This window comes from Proteus terrae, from assembly GCF_003144325.1.
In the GTDB taxonomy this organism is placed as follows: domain Bacteria; phylum Pseudomonadota; class Gammaproteobacteria; order Enterobacterales; family Enterobacteriaceae; genus Proteus; species Proteus terrae.
The window spans coordinates 21,241-44,961 of record NZ_PENS01000006.1 but is presented as its reverse complement, the minus strand read 5'-3'; the positions used below and the strand labels follow the sequence as shown (position 1 = coordinate 44,961).

General features: G+C 37.3%; 20 protein-coding genes and 4 tRNA genes. 9 read left to right on the top strand and 15 right to left on the bottom strand.

Annotated elements, in window-relative coordinates:
• Positions 1 to 404 precede the first annotated feature (404 nt).
• Positions 405 to 2,147, top strand: a complete 1,743-nt coding sequence (locus DK857_RS06435) for a YadA-like family protein (RefSeq protein WP_109401804.1) — start codon at positions 405 to 407, stop codon at positions 2,145 to 2,147.
• 132 nt (positions 2,148 to 2,279) lie between these two features.
• Complete coding sequence (locus DK857_RS06430; protein ID WP_109395189.1) at positions 2,280 to 2,597, top strand: hypothetical protein; 318 nt, start codon at positions 2,280 to 2,282, stop codon at positions 2,595 to 2,597.
• Between the two features lie 229 nt (positions 2,598 to 2,826).
• Here the strand turns inward: DK857_RS06430 and DK857_RS06425 are convergent, their stop codons facing one another.
• The 7 genes from DK857_RS06425 to ttrS form a co-directional block, all read right to left on the bottom strand.
• Positions 2,827 to 3,237, bottom strand: a complete 411-nt coding sequence (locus DK857_RS06425; RefSeq protein ID WP_023581781.1) for an acyl-CoA thioesterase — start codon at positions 3,235 to 3,237, stop codon at positions 2,827 to 2,829.
• 106 nt (positions 3,238 to 3,343) lie between these two features.
• Positions 3,344 to 4,123: a PhzF family phenazine biosynthesis protein gene (locus DK857_RS06420; RefSeq protein ID WP_109401803.1), complete on the bottom strand. Its 780-nt coding sequence runs from the start codon at positions 4,121 to 4,123 to the stop codon at positions 3,344 to 3,346.
• A 162-nt stretch (positions 4,124 to 4,285) separates the two neighbouring features.
• Positions 4,286 to 5,821 carry a peptide MFS transporter gene (locus DK857_RS06415; RefSeq protein ID WP_075673839.1) on the bottom strand — a complete coding sequence of 512 codons (1,536 nt, stop codon included), beginning with the start codon at positions 5,819 to 5,821 and terminating at the stop codon, positions 4,286 to 4,288.
• 420 nt (positions 5,822 to 6,241) lie between these two features.
• A complete protein-coding gene (gene mdtG, locus DK857_RS06410) occupies positions 6,242 to 7,450 on the bottom strand; it encodes a multidrug efflux MFS transporter MdtG (protein WP_109401802.1) in 1,209 nt (402 codons plus the stop codon).
• Between the two features lie 272 nt (positions 7,451 to 7,722).
• Entirely contained in the window at positions 7,723 to 8,664 is a 942-nt protein-coding gene (locus DK857_RS06405) for a Kdo(2)-lipid IV(A) acyltransferase (RefSeq protein ID WP_109401801.1), read from the bottom strand.
• 74 nt (positions 8,665 to 8,738) lie between these two features.
• The gene (ttrR, locus tag DK857_RS06400; RefSeq protein WP_109395150.1) at positions 8,739 to 9,341 is read right to left on the bottom strand and encodes a tetrathionate respiration response regulator TtrR; all 603 of its coding nucleotides are present in this window, start codon (positions 9,339 to 9,341) and stop codon (positions 8,739 to 8,741) included.
• 10 nt (positions 9,342 to 9,351) lie between these two features.
• Complete coding sequence (ttrS, locus tag DK857_RS06395; RefSeq protein WP_109395149.1) at positions 9,352 to 11,115, bottom strand: tetrathionate respiration histidine kinase TtrS; 1,764 nt, start codon at positions 11,113 to 11,115, stop codon at positions 9,352 to 9,354.
• Between the two features lie 177 nt (positions 11,116 to 11,292).
• Here ttrS and ttrB point away from each other — a divergent pair, with 177 nt between their 5' ends.
• Genes ttrB through ttrA form a run of 3 tightly spaced genes read left to right on the top strand, consistent with a single transcriptional unit; the run spans position 11,293 to position 16,134 of the window.
• Positions 11,293 to 12,036: a tetrathionate reductase subunit TtrB gene (gene ttrB / locus DK857_RS06390; protein ID WP_072068548.1), complete on the top strand. Its 744-nt coding sequence runs from the start codon at positions 11,293 to 11,295 to the stop codon at positions 12,034 to 12,036.
• The gene (gene ttrC, locus DK857_RS06385; RefSeq protein ID WP_075673844.1) at positions 12,033 to 13,061 is read left to right on the top strand and encodes a tetrathionate reductase subunit TtrC; all 1,029 of its coding nucleotides are present in this window, start codon (positions 12,033 to 12,035) and stop codon (positions 13,059 to 13,061) included. The genes ttrB and ttrC overlap by 4 nt, the downstream gene beginning before the upstream one ends.
• Complete coding sequence (gene ttrA / locus DK857_RS06380; RefSeq protein WP_109401800.1) at positions 13,054 to 16,134, top strand: tetrathionate reductase subunit TtrA; 3,081 nt, start codon at positions 13,054 to 13,056, stop codon at positions 16,132 to 16,134. Before ttrC ends, ttrA begins: the two co-directional genes overlap by 8 nt.
• A 268-nt stretch (positions 16,135 to 16,402) precedes the next feature.
• On the opposite strand, the gene DK857_RS06375 is transcribed toward ttrA, so the two are convergent.
• From DK857_RS06375 to DK857_RS06350, 6 genes are all read right to left on the bottom strand, one after another.
• Positions 16,403 to 17,005, bottom strand: a complete 603-nt coding sequence (locus tag DK857_RS06375; protein ID WP_075673846.1) for a response regulator transcription factor — start codon at positions 17,003 to 17,005, stop codon at positions 16,403 to 16,405.
• Between the two features lie 295 nt (positions 17,006 to 17,300).
• Positions 17,301 to 17,555, bottom strand: a complete 255-nt coding sequence (gene bssS, locus DK857_RS06370; protein WP_064720401.1) for a biofilm formation regulator BssS — start codon at positions 17,553 to 17,555, stop codon at positions 17,301 to 17,303.
• A 211-nt stretch (positions 17,556 to 17,766) separates the two neighbouring features.
• The gene (pyrC, locus tag DK857_RS06365; protein ID WP_109401799.1) at positions 17,767 to 18,819 is read right to left on the bottom strand and encodes a dihydroorotase; all 1,053 of its coding nucleotides are present in this window, start codon (positions 18,817 to 18,819) and stop codon (positions 17,767 to 17,769) included.
• 198 nt (positions 18,820 to 19,017) lie between these two features.
• Positions 19,018 to 19,093 (bottom strand) — tRNA-Asn (locus DK857_RS06360).
• Between the two features lie 321 nt (positions 19,094 to 19,414).
• A tRNA-Asn gene (locus DK857_RS06355) sits at positions 19,415 to 19,490 on the bottom strand.
• A 354-nt stretch (positions 19,491 to 19,844) separates the two neighbouring features.
• Positions 19,845 to 19,920 (bottom strand) — tRNA-Asn (locus DK857_RS06350).
• A 297-nt stretch (positions 19,921 to 20,217) separates the two neighbouring features.
• On the opposite strand from DK857_RS06350, the gene DK857_RS06345 reads away from it, so the two are divergent.
• Positions 20,218 to 21,159, top strand: coding sequence for an AraC family transcriptional regulator (locus DK857_RS06345; protein WP_109395146.1), 942 nt, complete (start codon positions 20,218 to 20,220; stop codon positions 21,157 to 21,159).
• A gap of 90 nt (positions 21,160 to 21,249) precedes the next feature.
• A complete protein-coding gene (locus DK857_RS06340) occupies positions 21,250 to 21,843 on the top strand; it encodes an NAD(P)H-dependent oxidoreductase (RefSeq protein WP_109395145.1) in 594 nt (197 codons plus the stop codon).
• A 142-nt stretch (positions 21,844 to 21,985) separates the two neighbouring features.
• Here the strand turns inward: DK857_RS06340 and DK857_RS06335 are convergent.
• Positions 21,986 to 22,061 (bottom strand) — tRNA-Asn (locus tag DK857_RS06335).
• Between the two features lie 156 nt (positions 22,062 to 22,217).
• Positions 22,218 to 22,724 (bottom strand): YlaC family protein, encoded by a 507-nt coding sequence (locus DK857_RS06330; protein WP_075673851.1) that lies wholly within the window; start codon positions 22,722 to 22,724, stop codon positions 22,218 to 22,220.
• Positions 22,725 to 23,179: 455 nt separating this feature from the next.
• On the opposite strand from DK857_RS06330, the gene cspE reads away from it, so the two are divergent.
• On the top strand, positions 23,180 to 23,392 hold the full coding sequence (gene cspE, locus DK857_RS06325) for a transcription antiterminator/RNA stability regulator CspE (RefSeq protein WP_004243573.1): 213 nt from the start codon (positions 23,180 to 23,182) through the stop codon (positions 23,390 to 23,392).
• A 110-nt stretch (positions 23,393 to 23,502) separates the two neighbouring features.
• A complete protein-coding gene (dsrB, locus tag DK857_RS06320) occupies positions 23,503 to 23,697 on the top strand; it encodes a protein DsrB (RefSeq protein ID WP_109401798.1) in 195 nt (64 codons plus the stop codon).
• Positions 23,698 to 23,721: the final 24 nt, after the last annotated feature.

Sequence of the window (23,721 nt, the reverse complement as noted above, 5' to 3'; positions counted from 1 at the left end):
ACTGCCCCCTAAGCGGTGATAAGCTTAGGGGTTTTACTTAGTGTTTCTTTTAATACATCTTAAAAAAGAGTATTCATATTTATAAAGTAGTGCTTCCTATTATTTGATCATTATCTCAAAAGTAAAAATATTTTATTTTTATAGATAATTAATAATTTTATTTTTTAAATTTGAGTTTCGTTTTTTTATTTTTTATCTGTTTTCTTTAGTTGTTGATTATTATTTAAATATAAATTAAATCACAATATTTATTTATGATAAAGTTAATTATATGAGGTTGTTATTATCTTTAATTAATAGAGTTTCAATTTATTATTAGTTTATTTTATAAGATATCTAATGTGTAAAAAATAAAATACATATTATTCTATATATGACTTTATTAATTATGGAGTGATGTAGATATGATTAAAAATAAAGATTTGCAGGTAAAGTTTTTAGTGATTTCATTATTATCATCACCTTTATCTTATGCAAATAATACAACCTTATTGGGTGGTAATAGTAAAGCAGATGGTAATGAATCTACGGCAGTTGGATATAATACGTGGGCGCATTCTGATCAATCAACGGCGATAGGTGCTAATGCAGGAGCTGAGGGTGAAAATGCAACCGCAATAGGTCATAAAAGTACAGCAATTGGTGATAATGCGATGTCATTGGGAAGTGGTGCAATGGCAATTGGTGAGGGTTCTCTTTCTATTGGTTCTCAGGCTTATAGTGAAAATAAAGATTCAATTAGTATAGGGAAAGGGGCAATAAATAATGCTGAAAATGGTGTTATTTTAGGTAGTGGTAGTCGCCTTTCTGATAATGCCGATAATTCAGTGATTATTGGTAGTAAGTCTTCAGGATCAGCAAGTAATGCGATTATATTAGGTGATAATAGCAGTAATAATCGTAATAATACATTATCAATCGGTAGTGATAAAAACCAGCGGCAAATTATTAATGTTGCAGCAGGTACAGAAAATACAGACGCCGTCAATGTTTCCCAATTAAAAAAAGAAAAAGATAATATTCTTATTGAGGCTGATAAGCGCATTAATGACAATAATACCACTATTTATAATAAAATTGAGCAAGAGAAAAATACGGTTGTTGAAGCAACAACAAAACAAATGAATGAAAATAATAAAATAATACAAGGAGATATCATAAAGGCAAATGAAGCAGTCTTAAAAGAGAGCGAGTTTAAGGCAAAAACATATGCGGAAAATGTAGAAAAAAACTCAAATCAATATACTGATAGTAAAATCAATGAACATCAGGCTAATACTGTTAATTATATCAATGAAGTTAAAAATGAAATGTATCTTTATAATGAAGGAAAATTATCTGATCTAAAAGTAGATGCTGAAAATTATACAAATAAAAAAGCAGATGAAATAAAAAAAGGTGCGGAAAATTATACTGATAATAAAATAAATAATATGAAGGAAGTAATAGAGAAAAACACAAATAATAGGATCAATGAGTCTGAAAAACAGATTAAAGAATACACTGACTTTAAAGTCAATGAACATGATAAGAAAATCGTTGAACACGTTAACAATATGAAGGATGAAATTACCTTTTCAACAGAGAGAAAGGTTAACGTATCAGAAAAAAATGCCAATAGTTATACCGATATTGAGATTAGTAAAATAGCATCGGGTATGGAAGGATTTATTGGAAAAAATAATGAGAAATTAACCAAAGAACATCAAAGCTATGTTACTCAAAAAGGAAATGAGTATATAAATGTGACCAACACGATAATTAATGAAAGAGATGAATCACTGAAGGAATATATTGAAAAATCAAAACATGACTCTATCTCTATTGCAAATGAATATACCAATAATAAGTTTAAGAATATCTTTATTGATAATGATATTGCACTTAAGAATATGGATAATAAAATCGATAAAGCAGATAAAAGAGCAAGTGCGGGGATTGCTTCTGTCGCAGCGATGGCTAATATTCCTTACGTAACTAACCACACGTTTAGTATAGGTGTCGGTATGGGGAATTATCGCGATGCTAATGCATTTGCAACGGGTGCTCAGTATCAAATAACAGAAAGCGCCATTATTCGTGTTTCAGCTTCATGGAATACAGAAGATCGCGGTGTTGTAGGCGGAGGTGTTTCTTATGGCTGGTAAAGCACTTTTGTATTGTGCTTAGTAAGATAAAAAGTAGAGATAAGGTTGTTACTTTTTTATCATTCTGCTGGCTTTTATGCCTTTGATTTGAATAATAAAGGTAGCAACCTTTATTTTCTATGTGAGTTAAATATGATTTATCTTCATTCAGGTGGTGGTGCTTTTGAAAAACAAGCAAGAGTTAATCAAGTTGCAACGGAAAAAGCACAAGAAATTGCTAAAAATAAGATAAAACAAGTGGTGCAATTTAGATCACTTGCAGACTTTCCTGTTGATCTTGAAAAGATTGGGGCGATATTACTGATTGAACCCACTATTGAATTAGCGCTTGAAGTCGGGCGACAGTATTCACAATCAACGGATATTGTTATTGCTGAAAGTGCAATAGCAGGAAGGAAATTAACCGTTTGTCAGATTGAATTTGCAGTAACAAAAATCTGTGTTCTCTGATTTTTGGATTTATTCAGTTATCCACATTAACTGTGGATAACTCTTGTCTTACATGTTAGTAATCTTATTATCCATTGATTTTATTGAATATTTTACATTGATTGAAAAATATCCATTTAAATTAATGAACTTAATGCTTTGTTATTATTCAAAATAATAAAGAACATAATAAAATAATGTCGTTTTTAATTAATAGAGATAAAAAGTATGACAAATCTCTCTATAGATACTATTTATCGAATAATGGTGTTGGTTTTCCATCATGATCAACCGCAACAAAATTAAACTGACCATGGATCACTTCTTCACGGCCTTCTGCGTACATATCCTCAAGAAAAATAGAAACATTTACCGTTAAACTTGTACGTCCAACACGAATAACTTCACCCACCAATTCAATAATCGTACCTGATGGAATAGGGTGATTAAAATTTATTTTTTCAGTAGAAACCGTCACTAGACGTTTACGGCTAAAACGGGTGGCGGTGATAAATGAAACTTCGTCCATCCAAGCTAATGCAGTGCCACCAAAGAGTGTTGAGTGGTGATTGGTGGTGGTAGGGAATATAACTTTAGAAACACGGGTGACTGAATTTTTAATTTTATCTTGTAGCTCAGGAGATAAGTCAGAGATGGACATAACAATAAAGCCTTATTCTTTAATACTGTAGGGAGGAATTCCCCACAGTATAAAATAGAGTAAATTGAAAGCAAAGTAGATGAATGACTGATTATGCCGTCTGTAACTAAAAGGTTATTTCGCCAGTTAAAAAGAGTGTGGCATCTCCTGTCATTAAAACACGATTATCTCTTAGCACACAGTCAATATTTCCACCTCGTTTTGAAACTTGTCTTGCTTGTAACTGTGTTTTATTGAGTTTATTAGCCCAAATTGGCGCTAATACACAATGTGATGTACCCGTAACAGGATCTTCATTTACGCCTTTTACGGGTGCGAAGAAGCGAGAAATAAAATCAAAAGGAGCATGACCTTTCGCTGTGATAATAACGCCAGGTAAAGGCAACTGTGTGATTTGAATGAAGTCAGGTTGGTAATTAGTGACTGTTTCTGGATCAGATAAAAAGCAAACATAACGATCACGCGCTTGCCAAACTTCATCGATTTGTAATGCTAATTTTTCTTCAAGGGCTGACTTTATATCGTTATTTAATGTTGCAGGTATAGCTGGGAAATTCAGTGTAAAAAGAGAGTTTTGGAAAGAAACAGTGAGTTCACCTGAAAGAGACTGGAATTTAAAGAGGTCATGAGGGGACTGTTTTATAGTTTTTAGTACAAAAGCAGTGGCTAATGTTGCGTGTCCACAAAGAGGAACTTCAATTTTAGGTGTAAACCAACGAATATGGTCGCCAACTAAAAAAGCGGTTTCAGGTAAATTAATCTCACTAGCAAGTGTAATTAAGGTGTCATCAGGCAACCATTCTTCTAACAAAACGACAGCTGCGGGGTTTCCTGAAAAAGGCATAGAGGAAAAAGCATTAACATAATAAATAGGAAGAACAGTCATTCCATTACCTTAGTGATAAACTATCAATAAATAGAAGGTAATGAGATTAAGTGTTTTAAATATTGGGCGCAATACTTAAAAACAGCGTTTAAGTTGTAAGATATAAAAGCAAAAAACCATGCCTAAGTAATTAGACATGGCTTTAATAATTTATGCATTAGATTAAGCTTGTGCTTTCTCTTTGCTATCTGCGCTTTGTAAAAGCTTACGAACCGGAATAATCAGTGCGGCAAGAACAACGGCACAAATAACCAGAGCGATAGAAACATGAGAGAAGAAATCAGGCATGACATCGAGTTTATCTGGACGAATATTTCCACCCATTAAACCAGCCGCTAAATTTCCTAATGCGCTTGCACAGAACCATAATCCCATAACCTGCCCACGCATTTTAGCTGGCGCTAAAATCGTCATTGTGGCAAGTCCAATTGGGCTTAAGCATAATTCACCTAATGTCAGCAATAAAATACTGCCAATTAACCAAAGCGGTGAAACACCTTGTCCTGTTGCAATAACGCTTTCAGATGCAAACATCATGACTGTAAAGCCACCCGCCGCAAATAAAATACCAATTACAAATTTACTCATGCTGCTTAAATTCATATTCTTACGTGCCATCATTGGCCATAACCAGCTAAATACCGGCGCAAGAATAATAATAAACAGGGCGTTAACAGACTGGAACCAAACCGCAGGGATCTCAAATCCCATAAAGTTTAAGTCAGTATAGTCGTTAGCAAATAAGTTAAATGATGTCGGCTTTTGTTCGAATGCAGACCAGAAAAGGGCTGCTGAAACCAATAAGAGGAAACAAACAAATAAGCGAGAGCGGTCACTACTACTTAATCCAGCAAATAGGAATAAATAGATAAAATAGGCGATAACACTACCGGAAATTACATAGACCATAAAGTTAGCCACAACAACTGGGTTAAAAGGAATAACGCCAGAAATAATAAGGCCAACAATTGCCATAAGAACAACAGATAACGCTAAAATCCATTGACCGACATTACGACGAACAACGGTTGGGCGATCCCAACTTGAATCTAAGCCGACTTCGCTATCAAAGCGACGCATAGTAGGTACTGCGTAAAAGCGGAAAATCAGTAACGCAACAAGCATACCAATCCCACCAATACCAAAGCCCCAATGCCAGCCATAATCACGCACTAAGAAACCTGTGATGAGTGGTGCAATAAATGAGCCCATATTGATACCCATATAAAATAAGGAGAATCCACCATCACGGCGAGTATCATCTCTTTTATATAAGGTTCCTACCATCACAGTTACGCAGGTTTTAAACAGCCCCGTACCCAATACAATCAGTAATAAACCGATAAAGAACAGGTCTTGTGACCAAAACGCGGAAAGTGCGATGGATAGGTGCCCTAAAGCGATAAAGATAGAGCCATACCATACAGCTAGGCGTTGACCTAACCAGTTATCAGCGAGCCAACCTCCTGGCAGTGATGTTAAATAAACACCGCCTGCGAAAATACCCACAATAGCAGATGCCTGCTCTCTGGGGATTTCCATGCCACCCTCATAAACGGTTGCCGCCATAAATAGGATTAATAATGGGCGAATACCATAGAAAGAAAAGCGTTCCCACATTTCGGTGAAGAAAAGGGAGCTTAATGGATATGGGTGGCCAAAGAAAGTTCGGCTAGATTTTGAGTGAGTAGATTGCATCTTAAATTCCCAAAAAAAACCTCTACAGGTCGTTTGCAAGTAAAAAGAACAAAATAGTAGCAAGTGACGAAACAAAGTTATTTCATTCTGTTATCAATATCCACTGCATTTAATTAATATATTTTTAACATACTTTTGTCAGAATTCAGCGACTAAAAGTATATTTAATACTTTATAAACCATTTTTTGGTGCAAAAGTCGATAAAAATCTCATTTTGCAATAGTTAACCTTGCAATTTTTTGAAAAAAGAGGACAAGAAAATTTTAGAGGCCTTAACAAATAGGGGGTGAGAATATTCTTAATAAACAATAAATTACAAAAAATAGAATAAAAGAAGTAACAATTGGGCCTTTAAATGTAAAAGTGTAATTTTTTGAAGAAAAAAAACTATTAACTGATCTTATTTGTGGATTTTTTGACTACTTTTCTTGTGGCCTTCTAAAGCTTAACCAAGAGTAAATTAGATTAAAAAAGACAACAGCTGCGGTGAAATAAAAAACAGCTCTAAATCCATAGCTTGCAGCAACAAAAGCACCCATTAACGGCCCTGTAACATTTCCAACATCTCTTAGTGCTTGGTTATAGCTGAAAATTCGACCGGCAATAGCAGGGGTAATGTTGTATAGGATAAGTGTTTGCACCGCAGGTAACATAGCAGCATTGACTGCACCAAGTAAAAAACGTAGCGCACCTAGCTCCCAATAATTACTGACCAGCGCCATTGGAATTAACATAAAAATAGAGAGCCCTAGGGTAAAGATAAGGACTTTATCCGGGCCAATTCGGTCACCTAATTTACCAAAACGAGGGGCGCTAATAAGTGCAGCGATACCAGGTACAGAGGCGATAACTCCACTGATAAAGGCAAGGTTGCTGATGGAGCCCGTTAACTCTCGGATATAAAGCGTCAAAATAGGCGTAACAGAACCTGTTGCTACTTGAATGATCATTGTGGTGAAAAATAGGCATACCACAAGTCTTTTGTTCTTGAGCGATGAAAAGACCTGTTTTGTGGTGAGTGCGTCTTTTTTAGAAACAGGCGTGAAGTTCTCACTGACGAAAAAGAGGGTGACTAAAAAGCAAATAAATAAAACAGCTGAAGTAATAAAGAATACGGGGCGTAAACCATAGAGATCAGCAAGCATACCACCAATTAAAGGGCCTATTAATGCACCACTTACAGCACCTGTTGAAAGTGTGCCTAATGCCCAACCGCTTTTTTTAACAGGTACTTGAGTGGCAATTAACGCATTTGCATTCGGAACAAAGCCACCTAATATACCGAGCAAGGCTCGTAGTACTAATAATTGCCATATATTTTGTGCAAATCCAATTAATACCATCACAATCGCCATACCAAGGGCTGAACGCAATAGCATTAATTTTCGACCTTTTCTATCTGATAATTTTCCCCAAAAAGGCGCTGCGATAGCAGAAAAAAGGAAGGTAATACTAAATGCAACGCCCGTCCAAAGATTAAGCTCTTCGTGATCGGTTATACCCAGTTCTTCTACATAGAGAGGAAGAAAAGGCATGATCAAACTAAAACCGGCGCCAGTTAGAAAACAGCCAAACCAGACAACATAGAGATTACGTTTCCAAGAATTATTTCGGGGCTTGAGATCCATGTTACTCCTTTAGCCGAGAACGAGAGAGTAAACCAAGAAAATAGGCTGTAAATAACCGTAGCGATGTTGAGCGTGGCAACAGCGAGTCGGTTTTCTTATTTTATGATGAATAAGAATATAGCCATGATACAGAATAAGTGCGATAAGTCTTGCTCTTATAATGTGTTTTGCAGGAGTTTACAGCTTGTACTGTTATTGATTTTATTATCGTTATTGCAGTATATCGTGATATTACAAAGTGGCTGCTTTGGAATAAAGCAGCCACTTTGCGATTAGTGTACTTTCTTTATTTCGTTATATAAAGAAGCGTCACCTTCTGGGCGAGTTTTAAAGCGACGATGCAACCACATATATTGGTCTGGCGCGCGTAAAATCTCTTGTTCAACCACTTTATTCATCGCTTTAGCGGCATTTTCCTCATTATCAACAGGAAAATCCGCAACAGGTGGTGAGATAATTAACTCATAACCTTTACCTTCAGGTAAGCGTTTGGGCGTAAATGGAATTAATGCGGGTTTGCTGGTTCTTGCCAGAATATAAGTCCCCGTTGTTGTTGCCGCTTTATCAACAGCAAACAAAGGTACAAAAACACTTTTACGAGGACCATAATCATGGTCAGGCGCATACCAAACAATTTCACCTGCTTTTAAACTGCGGATCATGCCTTTGACATCTTTTCTGTCGATCATAAATTTATTAGAACGTAATCGACCCCATGTTTGTAGCCAGTCCATAACGGGGTTATCGTTAGGGCGATAAACACCGACTCCAGGGGTATAGATACCAAAAATTCGAGCACCCAGTTCAAGTGTTAGAAAATGGATGCCAATAAGCAAAATGCCTTGTCCTTTTTCTTGAACCATTGAGATATTTTCAAGTCCACTGACTTTAAACCAACGTTTGACGCGCCATTCAGGCCAAAACCACGCCATGCCAGTTTCGAATAATCCCATACCAACAGATTCAAAATTTTTATTAACTAAGGCTTCCCGCTCACTTTTTGGCATCTGTGGAAAACAGAGCTCAAGATTACGTTCCGCTATTTGGACGCGTTTCTTTAAAAAAACTTTCGAAAAACGGCCTAGGCGTGTCCCTAGCCAATAAATGATAGGATAAGGAAGGAGAACCAGAATATAGAGTAATCCAATCCCGAACCAAGTCAGCCAATATTTAGGCTGCAAAAATGATTTTTTAAATGGAGGTGACTTTATCATAAGCCTATCTATTTACTATTTTTCCAATGAACGTCTTATATTGTGACATTTTTTAGCGCAGATAAGAAATTTTGTCATAAATTAGGTGAAATTATTTCGATACCTTGTAATGCGGTCACCAATTCAGCAATATTTTTAGCTGCCATTTTATCCATCACTTTTGCTCGATGGACTTCGACAGTTCTTATTGAAACACAAGCAACTTCTGCTATTTCTCGGTTCATTAATCCTTGAATAACATAATAAGCAATGTCTTTTTCTCTAGGGGTTAGTGACGCATAACGGCGGCGAATATCGTGTGCGGTAAAACGCGTATTGGTTTCAAGAAATGCAACATCTAATGCAGATAACAATGCATTGCTATCAACGGGTTTTTGTAGAAAGTCGATAGCCCCTTTTTTGATCTCTTCAACTGCCATAGGAATATCGCCATGACCAGTTAAAAAAATCACAGAAAGTGTACTGTGTTTATCAATTAAATGCTGGTGGACTTGTCTGCCATCGGGTTTTGGCATTCTCATATCTAACAAGACAACACCTTGTTGATAGAGATTGACGTTGTTGATAAAGAACTCGCTATCATTCCAAACATGGGCTGAATAACCTAAGCTTTCTAATAAAAACTGACAAGCATCAGTGACAGCAAGATCATCATCAACAAGATGAATTGTTGGCATTTTTTCTCCGTTATTTATTTTTGTTAGGGAAAATAAGTGTAATTTTTATTCCAACTTTACTTTGTTCATTCTTTTGGTTTTCAATATGAATATCAGCACCTTGAGAAAGCAATAAACGTTGGCAAATCACCAAACCTAATCCAAGTCCTTCCGTTTTTGTTGTTTGGAATGGGGAAAAGGGGTGTTCAAGTTGGCTATGGCTCATTCCACCCGCATCATCTTCAATGACAATAAGCAACCTATCAGGGGCCTTATGGGTGCTAATCTTTAGTACTTTAGCGCCAGCTTGCAGGCTATTAGTGATTAAATTCGATAAAATTTGCTCTAATAATGTTTCGGGTAAACACAGGGTATCATGTTCATCAATATGAGTGATCAATGAAACCTGTGGGTATTTATCTTCTACGCGTAAGAGCTTCCAGATATGTTGAATACACTCTGCAATATTTTGATGAGAAAGCAAAATCGTATCGGTGTTAGGTGTCTGTTTTCCAACCCATAAACGTAGATTTCTAATGATATCAGCACCGCGCTGTGCCTGTTTATCTATTTGTTGCAATGCAGGTAGCAATGGGTGCGATTCATTCTCTTTTTTAAGGCGAATAACACTCCCTTGCGCATAGCTTTTAATAGCAGAAAGTGGCTGATTAAGCTCATGAGCAAACCCGGATGCCATTTCTCCCAATATATTTAAGCGTTGAGCGTGTTCTAACTCTTCCTTTTGCTGTCTTAATCGATTGTGAGCTTGTTCCAGTTGGCGACTACGACGCCTAACTAAATAGCTGACCCACACTTGGTTTAGGATGAGAAAGAGGATAGCAGCTAATGAAAGGCCAATAATAAATTGGTGCTGAATAGCCCAACTTTTCGCATCTTGCCAAAGCTGCCTTTGTCGAGGATGTTGGTTGACTTCTCTTAATAGATTTTCAACTTGTGTATGGGAGGCCGGCGCTCCCCATTTCATCGGTTTACTGTCATCGGTAAGTAAAACGCGAGTGACCTTATCAACAAGCTCATCAGGAACGGTATCTAGCGCTGCAAATGACCAATTAGGGTAGAGCGGTGTACTGGTTAAACAAGGGGTATTGGTTTGATAGGAAATCACTGGGCGGTAATCACTTTTACGAATAAGCCCTTCATGATCCATATTTTCCAGTAAGCAAACAGGAATAATTGCTGCGTTAATATCTTCATCACGTAAGAGATAAAGTAAAGCGTCGGCTGGAAAACCCGTGAAACGCAATGTGAAATCTTTATCAGGATCAATACCTTCTTCTCGTAGTGCTTTGTAACCTAGAAGATAGCCGCCAAAGGCATCTGGTGCGATGGCGCCAACGCGTTTTCCGATTAATTCATGGGCGGAAGTAATCGGGCTATCGTTACGGACGAGAATTAGGCTACCAATGACATTTCGTGTTGTGTTATCAGGCTCATAGCCGGAGCGTAAAGAGAGCAACCAACGTAAGGGAAATGCATTATCTAATTGAACAAATTGCGCAGGATTTGTGAGTAAGAAATCAACATTTTTCTTTGCAACCGCTAATTTCATCTCTTCCAGATTTAACGGCACTAATACAAAGTTTTCTGACGGAAATTGTTCATTTAAGGTGTCAACAAGTGGATGCCAGTGTCTTTGCGTTGATGCATCACCACGTAATGCTAAAACACCGATTGTCCACTCTTTTGCAGTGGCTTGTAGAGGAAGTATAAAAAAGAGCAGTAATAACCCGATGCTTACTACGTTTCTTATCCCAATTGTCTGTTTTATCGTCATAAATATCTAATGTTAAATATTGTCTTGGATCAAGTTCGCACTTGGTATGTGGTAAACCACAATAGGTGTCGTCTTCAGTAATTTTTACAATGCACTTATAACAAAACACATACTTTTTAATTTCTATTTCCTTCACTCATAGTGAGATTGTGTTATTGAGTGATGCTGGAGACAAATATGGATCTTGGAAAACGAAAATTTCTACAACAATTAGGGGTCCTTACTGCTGGTGCTTCACTGGTTCCTTTAGCTGAAGCCGGCATTAAATTATCACCTGAGCGTCGTGAGGGCTCGGAAGATAAACGCTACGGAATGCTGATTGATTTACGCCGTTGTGTGGGATGCCAGTCCTGTACAGTAAGCTGTAATATTGAAAATCAGACTCCTCAAGGACAATTTAGGACGACAGTAAACCAATATCAGGTTGCTATCAAGGGGCAAGAGGGGATAACCAACGTCTTACTGCCTAGATTGTGTAATCACTGTGATGAACCACCTTGTGTGCCGGTTTGCCCTGTTCAAGCAACTTTCCAACGTAAAGATGGTATTGTCGTTGTTGATAATGAACGTTGTGTTGGCTGTGCTTATTGTGTTCAAGCATGCCCTTACGATGCTCGTTTTATTAATCACTCAACACAAACAGCAGATAAATGTACTTTTTGCGCACATCGCCTCGAAGTTGGATTACTGCCAGCGTGCGTTGAATCTTGTGTCGGTGGTGCTCGTATTATCGGCGATATGAAAGATCCTAATAGCACTATCAGCAAAATGCTGCGTACACATGAAAAAGAGCTGAAAGTATTAAAACCAGAAAGCGGTACATTGCCACAAGTTTTCTATCTCGGCCTCGATGATGCATTTGTACAACCGTTAGCAGGTCAAGGACAACCCGCATTATGGCAGCAGGAGGTTCACTCATGATCCCTCAAGTTTCTCAAATTCAAGAAGTCATCGCGATCCCTCAAGAATATTTTTGGTTACCTTGGGCTGTGCAATATTTCTTTTTCATTGGTATTGCTTGTAGTGCGACGCTTTATGCGTGCTGGCAGTGCTGGAAAGGTAGTGCAGGTAATCAACGTTTAGAAGCGGTTGCTGTATTTATTGCAGTAACCGCTGGTATTACGGCACCTCTTGCGTTAACAGCAGATTTACACCAAACAGCTCGTGTGTGGCATTTCTATGCTTATCCAACACCGTGGTCATGGATGGCATGGGGTTCACTGTTATTACCGTTATTCTCAGCGTTTAGTATGCTCTACTTTGCAGCGATGGTTGTTCGCTTAGTGTGGAAGCGTGAATACAAATTAACGCGTTGGGTTGCATTAGCTTGCTCATTAACGGCGATTGGTTTGTTGTTATATACAGGTCGTGAAGCATCTATCTTAAAAGCAAGACCTGTGTTGTATACCTACTGGTTACCAATACTGCTGTTCTTTAGTGCAATGCAAGTGTTACCGACATTGCTGGCATTAGGCACTCGTCGTGAACCAGTACATCAGCGTGAATTAGCGATGTGGTTTGTAAGTTCTCTGATGTTATTAGCAGTATGTACGGGCTTTTGGGTTGCTGGTGATACGATTTCAGGCCAAGCAATTAGAGAACAATTAGCAATGGGGAGTCTTGGCTGGTGGAGTGCCATGGGGGTTATCACACTATGGGTTATCTCTGTCGCGATGGGACTTTTGATGGCAAAACAAGCTCGTTCGGTTGCATTTATTACCATCATGGCATTTGTATCAATGGGACTTGCGTGGGTATTACGCTGGTTGATGTTGATGGGGGCTCAATATATTCCAAAATATAACATAATTACAAACCCTTATGAGTTTACGCTAGGTAATGATGGACTGATGGCAATTGTCGGTACATTTGGATTGTGGATAGCGTTAACCATTTTATTTAGAGAAAGTATTCGTTGGGTTGTCAGGAGAGTGCAGCATGGCTAAGTTTACAAGACGTCAATGGCTTAAAGGTGGGTTAGTTATCGGTGGTATTGCCGCATTTGCTGCCAGCTACCGTGATGTTGCTAAACGTGCCATAGATGGGTTAGTTGATGGCACATCAGGCAAAGTGACACTTGATAGGATCAATGGAAACTCTTTATTACCTGAAGGTAAAGTTGTAAAAGACGCAAAATGGCAAGCGAATACAGATCAATCTGTTTGTATGACACAATGTTTTGGTTGCTGGACACAATGTGGCGTCCGTGCACGTGTTGATAGAGCAAACAATAAAGTTTTACGTATTGCAGGTAACCCTTACCACCCACTTTCTCATGATCACCACTTTGGCTATAACATGCCAATTAAAGAAGCATTTGAAAAAATGGGCGGTGAAAGTGGTTTAGAAAACCGTTCTACAGCTTGTGCTCGTGGTGCAACTATGATGGAAAGCTTAGACAGCCCAACTCGTATTCTTGAACCGATGAAACGTGTAGGTAAACGCGGTGAAGGTAAATGGAAACGCATCAGTTTTGAGCAGTTGATCCAAGAAATTGTAGAAGGAGGCGATCTGTTTGGTGAAGGTCATGTTGATGGTTTACGCGCCATTCGTGATTTAGATACTTTAATCGATCCAAAACAACCTGCTTTAGGCCCTAAAGCTAACCAATTATTAATGACAAATGCGGGGGATGATGGGCGTGATACGTTTATTCGTCGCTTTGCTCAAAACTCATTTGGTAGTAAAAACTTTGGTGCCCATGGCTCTTATTGTGGATTAGCGTACCGAGCTGGCTCTGGTGCGTTAATGAATGATTTAGATAAAAACGCCCACGTTAAACCTGATTGGGATTACGTTGAATTCGCGCTGTTTTTAGGAACATCGCCGGCACAATCAGGTAACCCATTTAAGCGTCAAGGTCGCCAATTAGCTAATGCCCGTATTCGTGATTCGTTCAATTATGTGGTTGTTGCACCTGCATTACCGTTAACAACGACATTGGCTAACGATCATGGACATTGGGTTCCTGTTCAACCGGGAACAGATGCGGCTTTAGTGATGGGGATGATCCGCTGGATCATTGAAAACAAACGCTACAATGCAGAATATCTGTCAGTGCCAAGCGAAGCTTCAATGAAAAATGTAGGTGAGAAGAGCTGGACGAATGCGACTCACCTTGTGATCAGTGATGAAAAACATCCTCTATCAGGGCAAATGCTGACAACAGCACATTTTAATGATGTTCCAGAAGGTGAAGAACAAACCTTAGTTTTATCACTTGAGGGAGAATTAGTTCCATCTACTCAAGTTGATAAAGCACAATTATTTGCTACGCATACTGTGACATTAAAAACTGGTGCTACTGTTACGGTTAAATCAAGTTTCCAATTACTTGATGAAGCTGCTAAACGTATGACGCTGGCAGAATACAGTGAGCGTTGTAAAGTACCAGAAACAACAATTGCTGCATTAGGGCGTGAATTTACGGCATATGGTCGAAAAGCCGCGGTTATTTCTCATGGCGGTATGATGAGTGGTAATGGTTTCTATACAGCGTGGGGCGTGATTATGCTTAATGCGCTAATAGGTAACTTAAACCTGAAAGGTGGGGTATCTGTTGGTGGTGGTAAGTTTAATGGTGCAACTGACGGGCCATGTTACAAAATGGATAGCTTTAAAGGTAAAGTTAAACCAAAAGGTATGGTGTTATCACGCAGTAAAGCAGCCTATGAAAAATCTGATGAGTACCGTGAGCGTGTAGAGAAAGGGGAATCTCCATATCCTGCAAAAGCACCTTGGTATCCGTTTGCTGCTGGACAATTAACTGAGCAACTAGGTTCTGCATTAGCTGGTTATCCTTATCCATTGAAAGCATGGATAACGAATATGACCAACCCTATTTATGGGATTGCAGGTATTCGCCAAGTGATGGAAGAGCGTCTAAAAGATCCGAAGCATCTACCTTTAATTATTGGTATTGATGCCTTTATGAATGAAACTACAGCGCTGGCCGATTATATTGTTCCTGATACGCATAACTTTGAAAGCTGGGGTTTTAGCGCACCTTGGTCTGGTGTTCAAACTAAAGCAAGTACAGCGCGTTGGCCGATTATCGAACCTCGTGTTGCAAAAACAGCAGATGGTCAACCAATTTCAATGGAAACATTCTGTATTGCTGTAGCAAAAGCTTTAGATTTACCCGGCTTTGGTGAGAAAGCAATTGAAGATATGGATGGTAACTTTTATCCAATCAATAGTGCAGAAGACTACTATTTACGTGTTGCAGCCAATATGGCATTTATGGGTGAGAAACCTGTTGCACCAGCAACCAATGAAGATATTTTATTGAGTGGTGTAGACCGTATTTTACCAGCGATAACGTCAACGCTAAAAAATGAAGAAGTTCTTCAAGTTGCGTACATCTATACACGAGGTGGTCGTTTTGCACCTTATGAGAAAGCATGGAATGGTGATGAAACTGGACCACAGTGGAAAAAACCATTGCAGATTTGGAATGAAGAAGTTGCGAAAAACCATCACGCAATAACCGGTGAACGTTATAGTGGCTGCCCGACTTATTATCCACCGCGTTTATCCGATGGTAGTGATATTCATCAGCACTATCCTGAAGAGCAATGGCCATTAAAATTAATGTCCTTTAAATCTCATGTGGTAAGTAGTTCAACAGGCATGATCCAACGTTTAAGAATGGTGAAACCGAGTAACTTAGTCGCAATTAATCCTCAAGATGGTAAAAAATGGGGTGTTAATCATGGTGATAAAGTTCGCATCGTTACACCAGGTGGGCAAGTTGAAGCTGAGATTAGTTTACTCGATGGCGTGATGCCGGGTGTTTTAGCAATTGAGCATGGATATGGGCATCAAGAGTTAGGCTCTCGTCAGCATTACTTAGATGAACAACCATTACCTATGGATAAAGGCATTGGCAATGGTATCAATCTTAATGATTTAGGGTTTGCTGATCCAACACGTCAAGTCACTAATACGTGGTTAGATTGGGTATCTGGCGCATCTGTTCGTCAAGGCTTACCGGCTAAAATTGAGCGTATAGCTTAATTATCAATTTGGTATTTTAAATAATCACTTCACTCTTTATTAAAACAAGAGTGAAGTGATCGCATAAAAATCAGTTTTACTTTATCTTCTATAAGATAGAGCTATATCAGTTCAATTATTTTAATATTATATGTACCCTACATACATAATATTATAATAAATTTAAGGTGGCCAACACGCATATTAGCCACCTCACTTACAGTGAGTAATAATGGGAATTGGACTCCTTTTTTCTTCTGTTATATTTTTTTATTTAAATGTAATAAGATTATTTCTCGTATATATATTTTAAAATGTTATATATAAAAAATAATTCAATACGATTTTTCACATTAATTTTTTCGGTAATATGTCTTTTGTGTGAATATACGGTGCTACTACTAATGGACAGTTTTTTAGCAATTTGGTGATTAGGTATTTCATTCATCCAATAATTAATTATTTTTTGTTCTTGTAAACTAAAAATAGAACATAATGAATGTTTATACGTTGGAAAGAAAACTTGGCAACGAGAAGTGAATAAAGATGTCTTTTCAAGCACCCAAGGAAGTATCTTCTTAGGAAGAATAAAACAGTTATTTGTCAAAGCGATAGGTCTTTCTTTGTCTGGATAATTTGCATCAATATAAAGATAAAGGCGACAACTTCTTGTTGAAATGAAAAAAAACTGCAAATGTGGGCAATGTGCTATTTCCCGACAATATCTTGTAAGATCAATAAATATAATATCTGGCATTGAGTGATTAATATAATTATTTGCTTCTTGTATAGATGATATGTCAATTATTTCATGTCTTACATTTTTCTTCGAAAAATAATGTTTTATACCATTACGAGTAAAAAAACATTCATCAATAATTAATACTTTCACAAATAACTTCCTTGTTTGTAGCCGTTTTAATTTATTAAAATAAAGATAACCTCATTTTATGTCAATTCGGCTTATATGTTCTTTTTTTGAAGATATATCGAATAAAAAGGCTATGATTGTTTTTCTATTAAATGAAATTTAATTTATTAATATAACTAATTATTTTTATATCGTAAGGATTGGTTTATATATGGATATAACCAATATGTGATGATGGGTTATAGAGAGGTAAAAATAAGAACAGGAGTACCAAGTACTCCTGCTTTGCGTTCACTATCTTTTCTAGAACTTTTTATTAGTGCTTGGTGTTGTCTGAAACAGAATCTTCAGATGATTCAATTTTATCAATACCTGCTTGAAGAATGTGAATCAACTGTTTAGCTATATCTGTTGTGAGCCAAAGTGTCTTATCTACAACTGCGTTTTCTGGATGATGTTCGTTTTCAGGAAGATAATGTAAACGCAACATCATGGCATCGTAGATGTCAACGGTACTGATGTCCCAACCTACAACAGGATGTGTCTGAATAACTTCATTTTTTCTACTCATAATACCTCCTAATCATACAGCCGGTTTTGACTAAGAGAGAAGTTCCCACACAAAGTGGTTACTTTTCAGTATACGAGATTTATCGTGATTAAAAAGATAAATTTTTGCTATAACAAAAAAATGTGTGCTGGCTCTGATAAAAGAGTAATGCACCATTAACAGTCGAACAAATGTTATATGGTGCATTTTAGATAAATATCAAGGGGACGGATTAATTGACAGTGATATCCCAATGAATATTTTCATTTGCTAAGAAAGGAATAAGCGCTTCATTACCACAAAGGATTTGCGCTGGAGCCTCAATCGTTTTTTCAGTTAATGTGATTGTTCCTTCATTAACAGGTAAACCATAAAAGCGAGGGCCATTTAAAGAACAGAAAGCTTCAAAGTGTTGTAATGCATTGAGTTCTTTAAATACGGTTGCGTAAGCTGCCAGTGCGGTTGGTGCATTAAATACTCCAGCACAACCACAAGATGATTCTTTGCGGTGTTGTAAGTGAGGTGCAGAATCTGTACCTAAGAAAAAGCGAGAATTTCCTGATGCAACAGCTTCTCTTAGTGCTTCTTGATGGACGTTGCGTTTAAGAATAGGTAAGCAATACAGATGAGGTTTAACACCACCAACCAACATATGATTGCGGTTAAACATCAAATGTTGCGGAGTGATGGTGGCTCCGAGATATTCATTTCCTTCTAACACATACTGAGCTGCTTCTTTAGTTGTAATGTGTTCAAAAACAATTTTTAGCTCAGGAAATTGCTTGCGTACAGGAGACATAACGCTATCAATAAAACGAGCTTCTCTATCAAAAATATCAATATTTGAAGCCGTTACTTCACCGTGGATCAGCAATGGCATACCAATTTTTTCCATCACACTTAAGATAGGGTAAATCTTGGTGATATCTGATACGCCATTACTAGAGTTAGTTGTTGCATTCGCAGGATAAAGTTTACAAGCAGTAAAAACACCTTGTAAGAAACCTTGTTCGACTTCTGAAGGCAGTGTGCTATCTGTTAAATAGCAAGTCATTAACGGTTCGAAGTTATCTCCCGTAGGAATAGCCGCTTTGATGCGATCACGATAAGTACGAGCAGCTTCAATCGTTGTAACTGGTGGAACAAGGTTTGGCATGACAATAGCTCTGCCAAAATAGCGACTGGTATAAGGAACAACAGTTTTTAGCATGTCATCATCACGAAAGTGAACATGCCAATCATCAGGACGGTGAATAGTGAGGGTGATAGGTTGTGCAGTGGTCATATACCGGCTCCGTGTGTCTTAGGAAAATCGAAAGATCAAGGATTGGATTGGACTAGATAGTCAAGCCGGAAACGAATGCTAATACGAAAACGATTAAATAGCTACCATTTAATCGCATTTTTTTATTATGTCTTTGGAATTATGTAAGGTGAAACAGAGAATAAAATCAAAAGGTTATGAGGGTGACACAAATAGAAATGGCTCCTCCAACTGGACTCGAACCAGTGACATACGGATTAACAGTCCGCCGTTCTACCGACTGAACTATGGAGGAACATCATTAAGTGGCGTGTATCATATAGTGAGTGATTTGATATGTCAAAGGGCAATCGACGATATTTGTTTAAGTGCATAGATAAACAACATATTGTGTATTTCTAAAACAGATAATCTAATAATGAAACGGTAAGCATTTTTAAATGGTTATTTTCTCTACATTGAAGACTAAAAATAAAGATAAAAAATGAAGGGATACGTATTTGAGATGGCACTGAGATCTGAGAAATATAAGGGAAGAAAAATAGGAAGAGTATTGATAATAGAGAAGGTAGAAAGCAAAAAGCCCGCACTGTGATAGCGCGGGCTTTTCTAAATTTGGCTCCTCCAACTGGACTTGAACCAGTGACATACGGATTAACAGTCCGCCGTTCTACCGACTGAACTATGGAGGAATCGAGTTCTCTTGAGAACGAGACGGATAATAGCGAGGGTGATGAAGTTTGTAAAGTAAAAAAAGTGAAACAATAGTTTAAGTGGTTAAAAAATAACTAATTTATGGTTTTTAAATCAAATAAGGTGGTTTTGAGTTTAAAAAATAGTCAGTGGAGTAGTGTTGATTTAAATGATCCTAAAAGAACGAATGCTTTCATTGATGACTTGGAGTTAACGAGGAATTGAAATAGCAGATACATAAGACGGAGATGTAAAGAATACAAAGGAAATAAATAAGAAAATGAAGGAATAAAAATATCTGATGAGTAGAAAGCAAAAAGCCCGCACTGTGATAGCGCGGGCTTTTCTAAATTTGGCTCCTCCAACTGGACTCGAACCAGTGACATACGGATTAACAGTCCGCCGTTCTACCGACTGAACTATGGAGGAAGCGAGTTCTCGTGAGAACGAGGCGAATAATAGCTATCCTCGGTCACCTTGTAAAGTAAAAAAATGAAAAAAATAACTGTTTGCTCAAGAGAACATCAGATTGTTTCTTTTTTGATAAAAATGTATAAAAAATAAATGGTTATCAGTAGAAATAATACTCGAAATTATATTTCTACTAGATGAAATATGTCTTACCTTGGTAAGAAAAGATAAGGTGCTTTTTTAAAAGAAAGTTTTTCAAACTATTTAGTAATACAATCTGACGAATTCACGGACTAAATTGAAAAATCAGAGACTATGGATACTGCGAATTTATCAACACCGGTAGTATTAGAGTTTGAGCATTTTAAAAGAACACTTCTTCTATATACAAAAGATAAAGAAGGGGGATGGGATACGGCTGTCTCTGGTCTAGCGTTATGTCGGTATAGTTCTATTACAGAATCAGAAGGCTGGATGTATGAACCAAGTTTGGCTATTGCTGCGCAAGGTGCAAAGCAGATAACAATAGGGGTAGAGACAAATTGCTATCGTCCTATGAATATGCTTTTAACATCATCAGAAATACCTACCTTTGCTAAAGTTTGTGAGGCTTCAAAAGAAATGCCTTTTTTAGCAATATTACTAAAATTAGATCTCGCTCTATTACCTGAACTGTTAGCTGAAAATAAGTTTGAATTACTACAAGAAAATAACGAGATCCGAGCTCAACAAATTGTTCAAGTAACCGCACCAATCCTACAAGCAGTAATAAGACTTATAAAACTAATAGATACACCCGAAGACGCGCCGTTCATTGCTCCTTTGATCCAAAAAGAGATCCTTTATTACTTATTACGATCAAACGATGGTGCGCGTCAGCAACTATTAGCTTCGCAACATCCTCAGTGTCGGCAAATTAGTCATGCTCTTGATTGGATTAAACAACATTATCGCGAAACAATTCGGATTGAAGATCTAACAACGCTAGTGGGTATGAGTGGCTCTTCATTTCATTTTCACTTTAAAAATCGAACTGGCATGACACCATTGCAATATCAAAAATGGTTACGATTAAATGAAGCGAGAAGGATCATGCTGATTGAAATGAGTGATGTTTCTGAAGCGGCATTTACTGTGGGTTATGAAAGTCCATCACAGTTTAGCCGTGAATATCAGCGACTATTTGGATTGTCGCCCCTAAAAGATATTCAACGATTAAAGGTCTCTGGATCAGAAAGGGTATCTTTGGATTATTAGGCAAGAATAATGGAGAAATGAGTTAAAGTAGTAATAGATAATTGCGTTACAGTCAGTTTATTAACTATGTGTATATAAAGGAGTTTAGACGTGACGAATGTTTTTATTATTAATGCGGCAAAAGAGTTTGATGGGTCTGAAGGGAAGCTCAATGACCATTTGACGCAAGTTGCCACAGAATTATTGTCTTCACATCATATAAATGTGCAATCAACACGTATTGATGATGGTTATGATAATGATGAAGAAGTCGATAAATATTTATGGGCTGATGTCATCATTTATCAAATGCCTGCCTGGTGGATGGAAGGGCCTTGGATCTTAAAAAAATATATTGATGATGTATTTAGTGCTGGAGACGGCAAAATGTTTATTGATGATGGCCGTACACGAAAAGATCCTTCGAAAAAATATGGTTCGGGGGGATTATTGCAAGGCAAAAAATATCTTCTTTCTGTAACTTGGAATGCACCTTTAGAATCTTTTGAAGAGCAAGAACAGTTCTTTGAAGGAAAAGGGATTGATGCTGTCTATTTCCCATTCCATAAAGCGAATCAATTTTTAGGTATGGAAGGATTAAAAACCTTTGGAATGTTTGACGTGGTGAAACAACCGCAAATTGAACAAGATATTAAAGCGTATAAAAAACACTTAGAACAAGAGATAGTTGGAATCGCTGATTAGATATTTATCTTGCTAGATATAAATTAGCTATCTATTAGTCAATCAAGATAACGATACAGATTGGATTTAGGTAGCTGATTTAGATGGTGAAAGCTAATAAAGCAAAAAGCCCGCACTATAATAGCGCGGGCTTTTCTAAATTTGGCTCCTCCAACTGGACTTGAACCAGTGACATACGGATTAACAGTCCGCCGTTCTACCGACTGAACTATGGAGGAAGCGAGTTCTCTTGAGAACGAGGCGCATAATAACGATGATATATCAGAGTGTCAACGTTAAAAGTGGATTAAATATCTGTTTGGTTGCTTTATCAACAAAGTGGCTAAATAATAGAAGTTATTCTCCGTGTTTTTATATGTAACACGGAGAATAAATTAGGCTTGAGGGGATAATTGTGATGCTGCAATAGATTGTTGAACGGGATCAAATGCCATCAAGTACACATCGTAAAAATGAATTTCTTGTTTTTTACTAATAATCTCACGAATGTCTTCTTTTATTTGTTGAGATATCGCTGGGTGCTGGTGGATCTCATTTATGGCTTCATCAGAGAGTTTTTCAAAGGTATACCATTCACCGTTATAGCAAACCCTCAAATCGAGAACACCAATATCTTCAAATTTATAGATAGGTTTAATATCAAATAACAAGATACCTGCCATAACTAAAAACATCACAGTAAAAAGAACGAGTGAGATAACACCAAAGTAAGGTGAATAAATTAATAACGCAGCGAGTAATACATAAGAGAGAACCATGCTGATACATAACCAGATATGGTTTTTTAAAAATTGACTATTAAAATGTGGTTTCCCGTCTCTTTTCTCTGCTTTATTGATCCGGTCTAAATCACGCTCTAAGATTTCTTTTAATACATTCATTGTAAACACCTTAAGAGATGAATGTTGCAAACTTGTTTCTTATTACTAGATTATCACGGGGACAAGATAAGCGGGTAGAACAGTTTTTTTAAAATCTGGCATTAACTGTTATTGTTAGGTCATTAAGAATATTCTTAGTTGTTGTTAATAATAGAGATAAAATATCAAATAAATTTTATACACAGTGATAAAAATAGAGGAAGAATTGTATTTTTAATGTGCAATTCGCATTTTTTTAATCTTTAGACGCATAAAACTATTGCTATTAAACTTGTCTCATGCGTTAATGAGTAAGGCCTCAATACAGACCTGATTTATGATTGACATTCTAAGTTAATGAGTTTTAAACAGCATCGCTTTTTGACCGTTTTCTTCATGTGTGCCCATAAGTTATAGGTAGTTCAGGCCAGTAGATGCCGAGAAGGCAACGTTTTATTGATATATAGGAAAGTCACATGTCTGACAAAATGAAAGGTCAAGTTAAGTGGTTCAACGAGTCTAAAGGCTTTGGTTTTATTACTCCAGCAGACGGAAGCAAAGACGTATTCGTTCACTTTTCTGCCATTCAAGGTAACGGTTTCAAAACTCTGGCTGAAGGTCAGAACGTAGAATTCACAATTGAAAACGGTGCAAAAGGTCCAGCAGCTGCTAACGTAACAGCTCTGTAATTTAAAGCCTTTTAAAAATTTTCTTCAAGCCTGTCACCTTATGGTGGCAGGCTTTTTCGTTATGAGTAAAATAAAGAAAAAGAGAATGATAATATTTATCAGGAGAGAAAATGCAGGTTAATGATAGCGTTGTTGTGAAAACAGATGGCATTGACGACCGTGAAGGAACAATCCTACTTATTGAAGAATTTAACGAAGGTATAATGTATTTAGTATCACTTCCCGAATATCCAAAAGGAATTTGGTTTTTTAATGAAAAAGAGGGCGGAGAAGGAACTTTTGTTACACCAATACAGCAAAAGTGACTTACGTTTAGGTACTGTTCATTT

Coding starts and splice junctions, on each gene's coding strand:
- DK857_RS06435 (WP_109401804.1), top strand. CDS start 405: ATGATTAAAAATAAAGATTTGCAGGTAAAGTTTTTAGTGATTTCATTA.
- DK857_RS06430 (WP_109395189.1), top strand. CDS start 2,280: ATGATTTATCTTCATTCAGGTGGTGGTGCTTTTGAAAAACAAGCAAGA.
- DK857_RS06425 (WP_023581781.1), bottom strand. CDS start 3,237: ATGTCCATCTCTGACTTATCTCCTGAGCTACAAGATAAAATTAAAAAT.
- DK857_RS06420 (WP_109401803.1), bottom strand. CDS start 4,123: ATGACTGTTCTTCCTATTTATTATGTTAATGCTTTTTCCTCTATGCCT.
- DK857_RS06415 (WP_075673839.1), bottom strand. CDS start 5,821: ATGCAATCTACTCACTCAAAATCTAGCCGAACTTTCTTTGGCCACCCA.
- mdtG (WP_109401802.1), bottom strand. CDS start 7,450: ATGGATCTCAAGCCCCGAAATAATTCTTGGAAACGTAATCTCTATGTT.
- DK857_RS06405 (WP_109401801.1), bottom strand. CDS start 8,664: ATGATAAAGTCACCTCCATTTAAAAAATCATTTTTGCAGCCTAAATAT.
- ttrR (WP_109395150.1), bottom strand. CDS start 9,341: ATGCCAACAATTCATCTTGTTGATGATGATCTTGCTGTCACTGATGCT.
- ttrS (WP_109395149.1), bottom strand. CDS start 11,115: ATGACGATAAAACAGACAATTGGGATAAGAAACGTAGTAAGCATCGGG.
- ttrB (WP_072068548.1), top strand. CDS start 11,293: ATGGATCTTGGAAAACGAAAATTTCTACAACAATTAGGGGTCCTTACT.
- ttrC (WP_075673844.1), top strand. CDS start 12,033: ATGATCCCTCAAGTTTCTCAAATTCAAGAAGTCATCGCGATCCCTCAA.
- ttrA (WP_109401800.1), top strand. CDS start 13,054: ATGGCTAAGTTTACAAGACGTCAATGGCTTAAAGGTGGGTTAGTTATC.
- bssS (WP_064720401.1), bottom strand. CDS start 17,555: ATGAGTAGAAAAAATGAAGTTATTCAGACACATCCTGTTGTAGGTTGG.
- pyrC (WP_109401799.1), bottom strand. CDS start 18,819: ATGACCACTGCACAACCTATCACCCTCACTATTCACCGTCCTGATGAT.
- DK857_RS06345 (WP_109395146.1), top strand. CDS start 20,218: ATGGATACTGCGAATTTATCAACACCGGTAGTATTAGAGTTTGAGCAT.
- DK857_RS06330 (WP_075673851.1), bottom strand. CDS start 22,724: ATGAATGTATTAAAAGAAATCTTAGAGCGTGATTTAGACCGGATCAAT.
- cspE (WP_004243573.1), top strand. CDS start 23,180: ATGTCTGACAAAATGAAAGGTCAAGTTAAGTGGTTCAACGAGTCTAAA.
- dsrB (WP_109401798.1), top strand. CDS start 23,503: ATGCAGGTTAATGATAGCGTTGTTGTGAAAACAGATGGCATTGACGAC.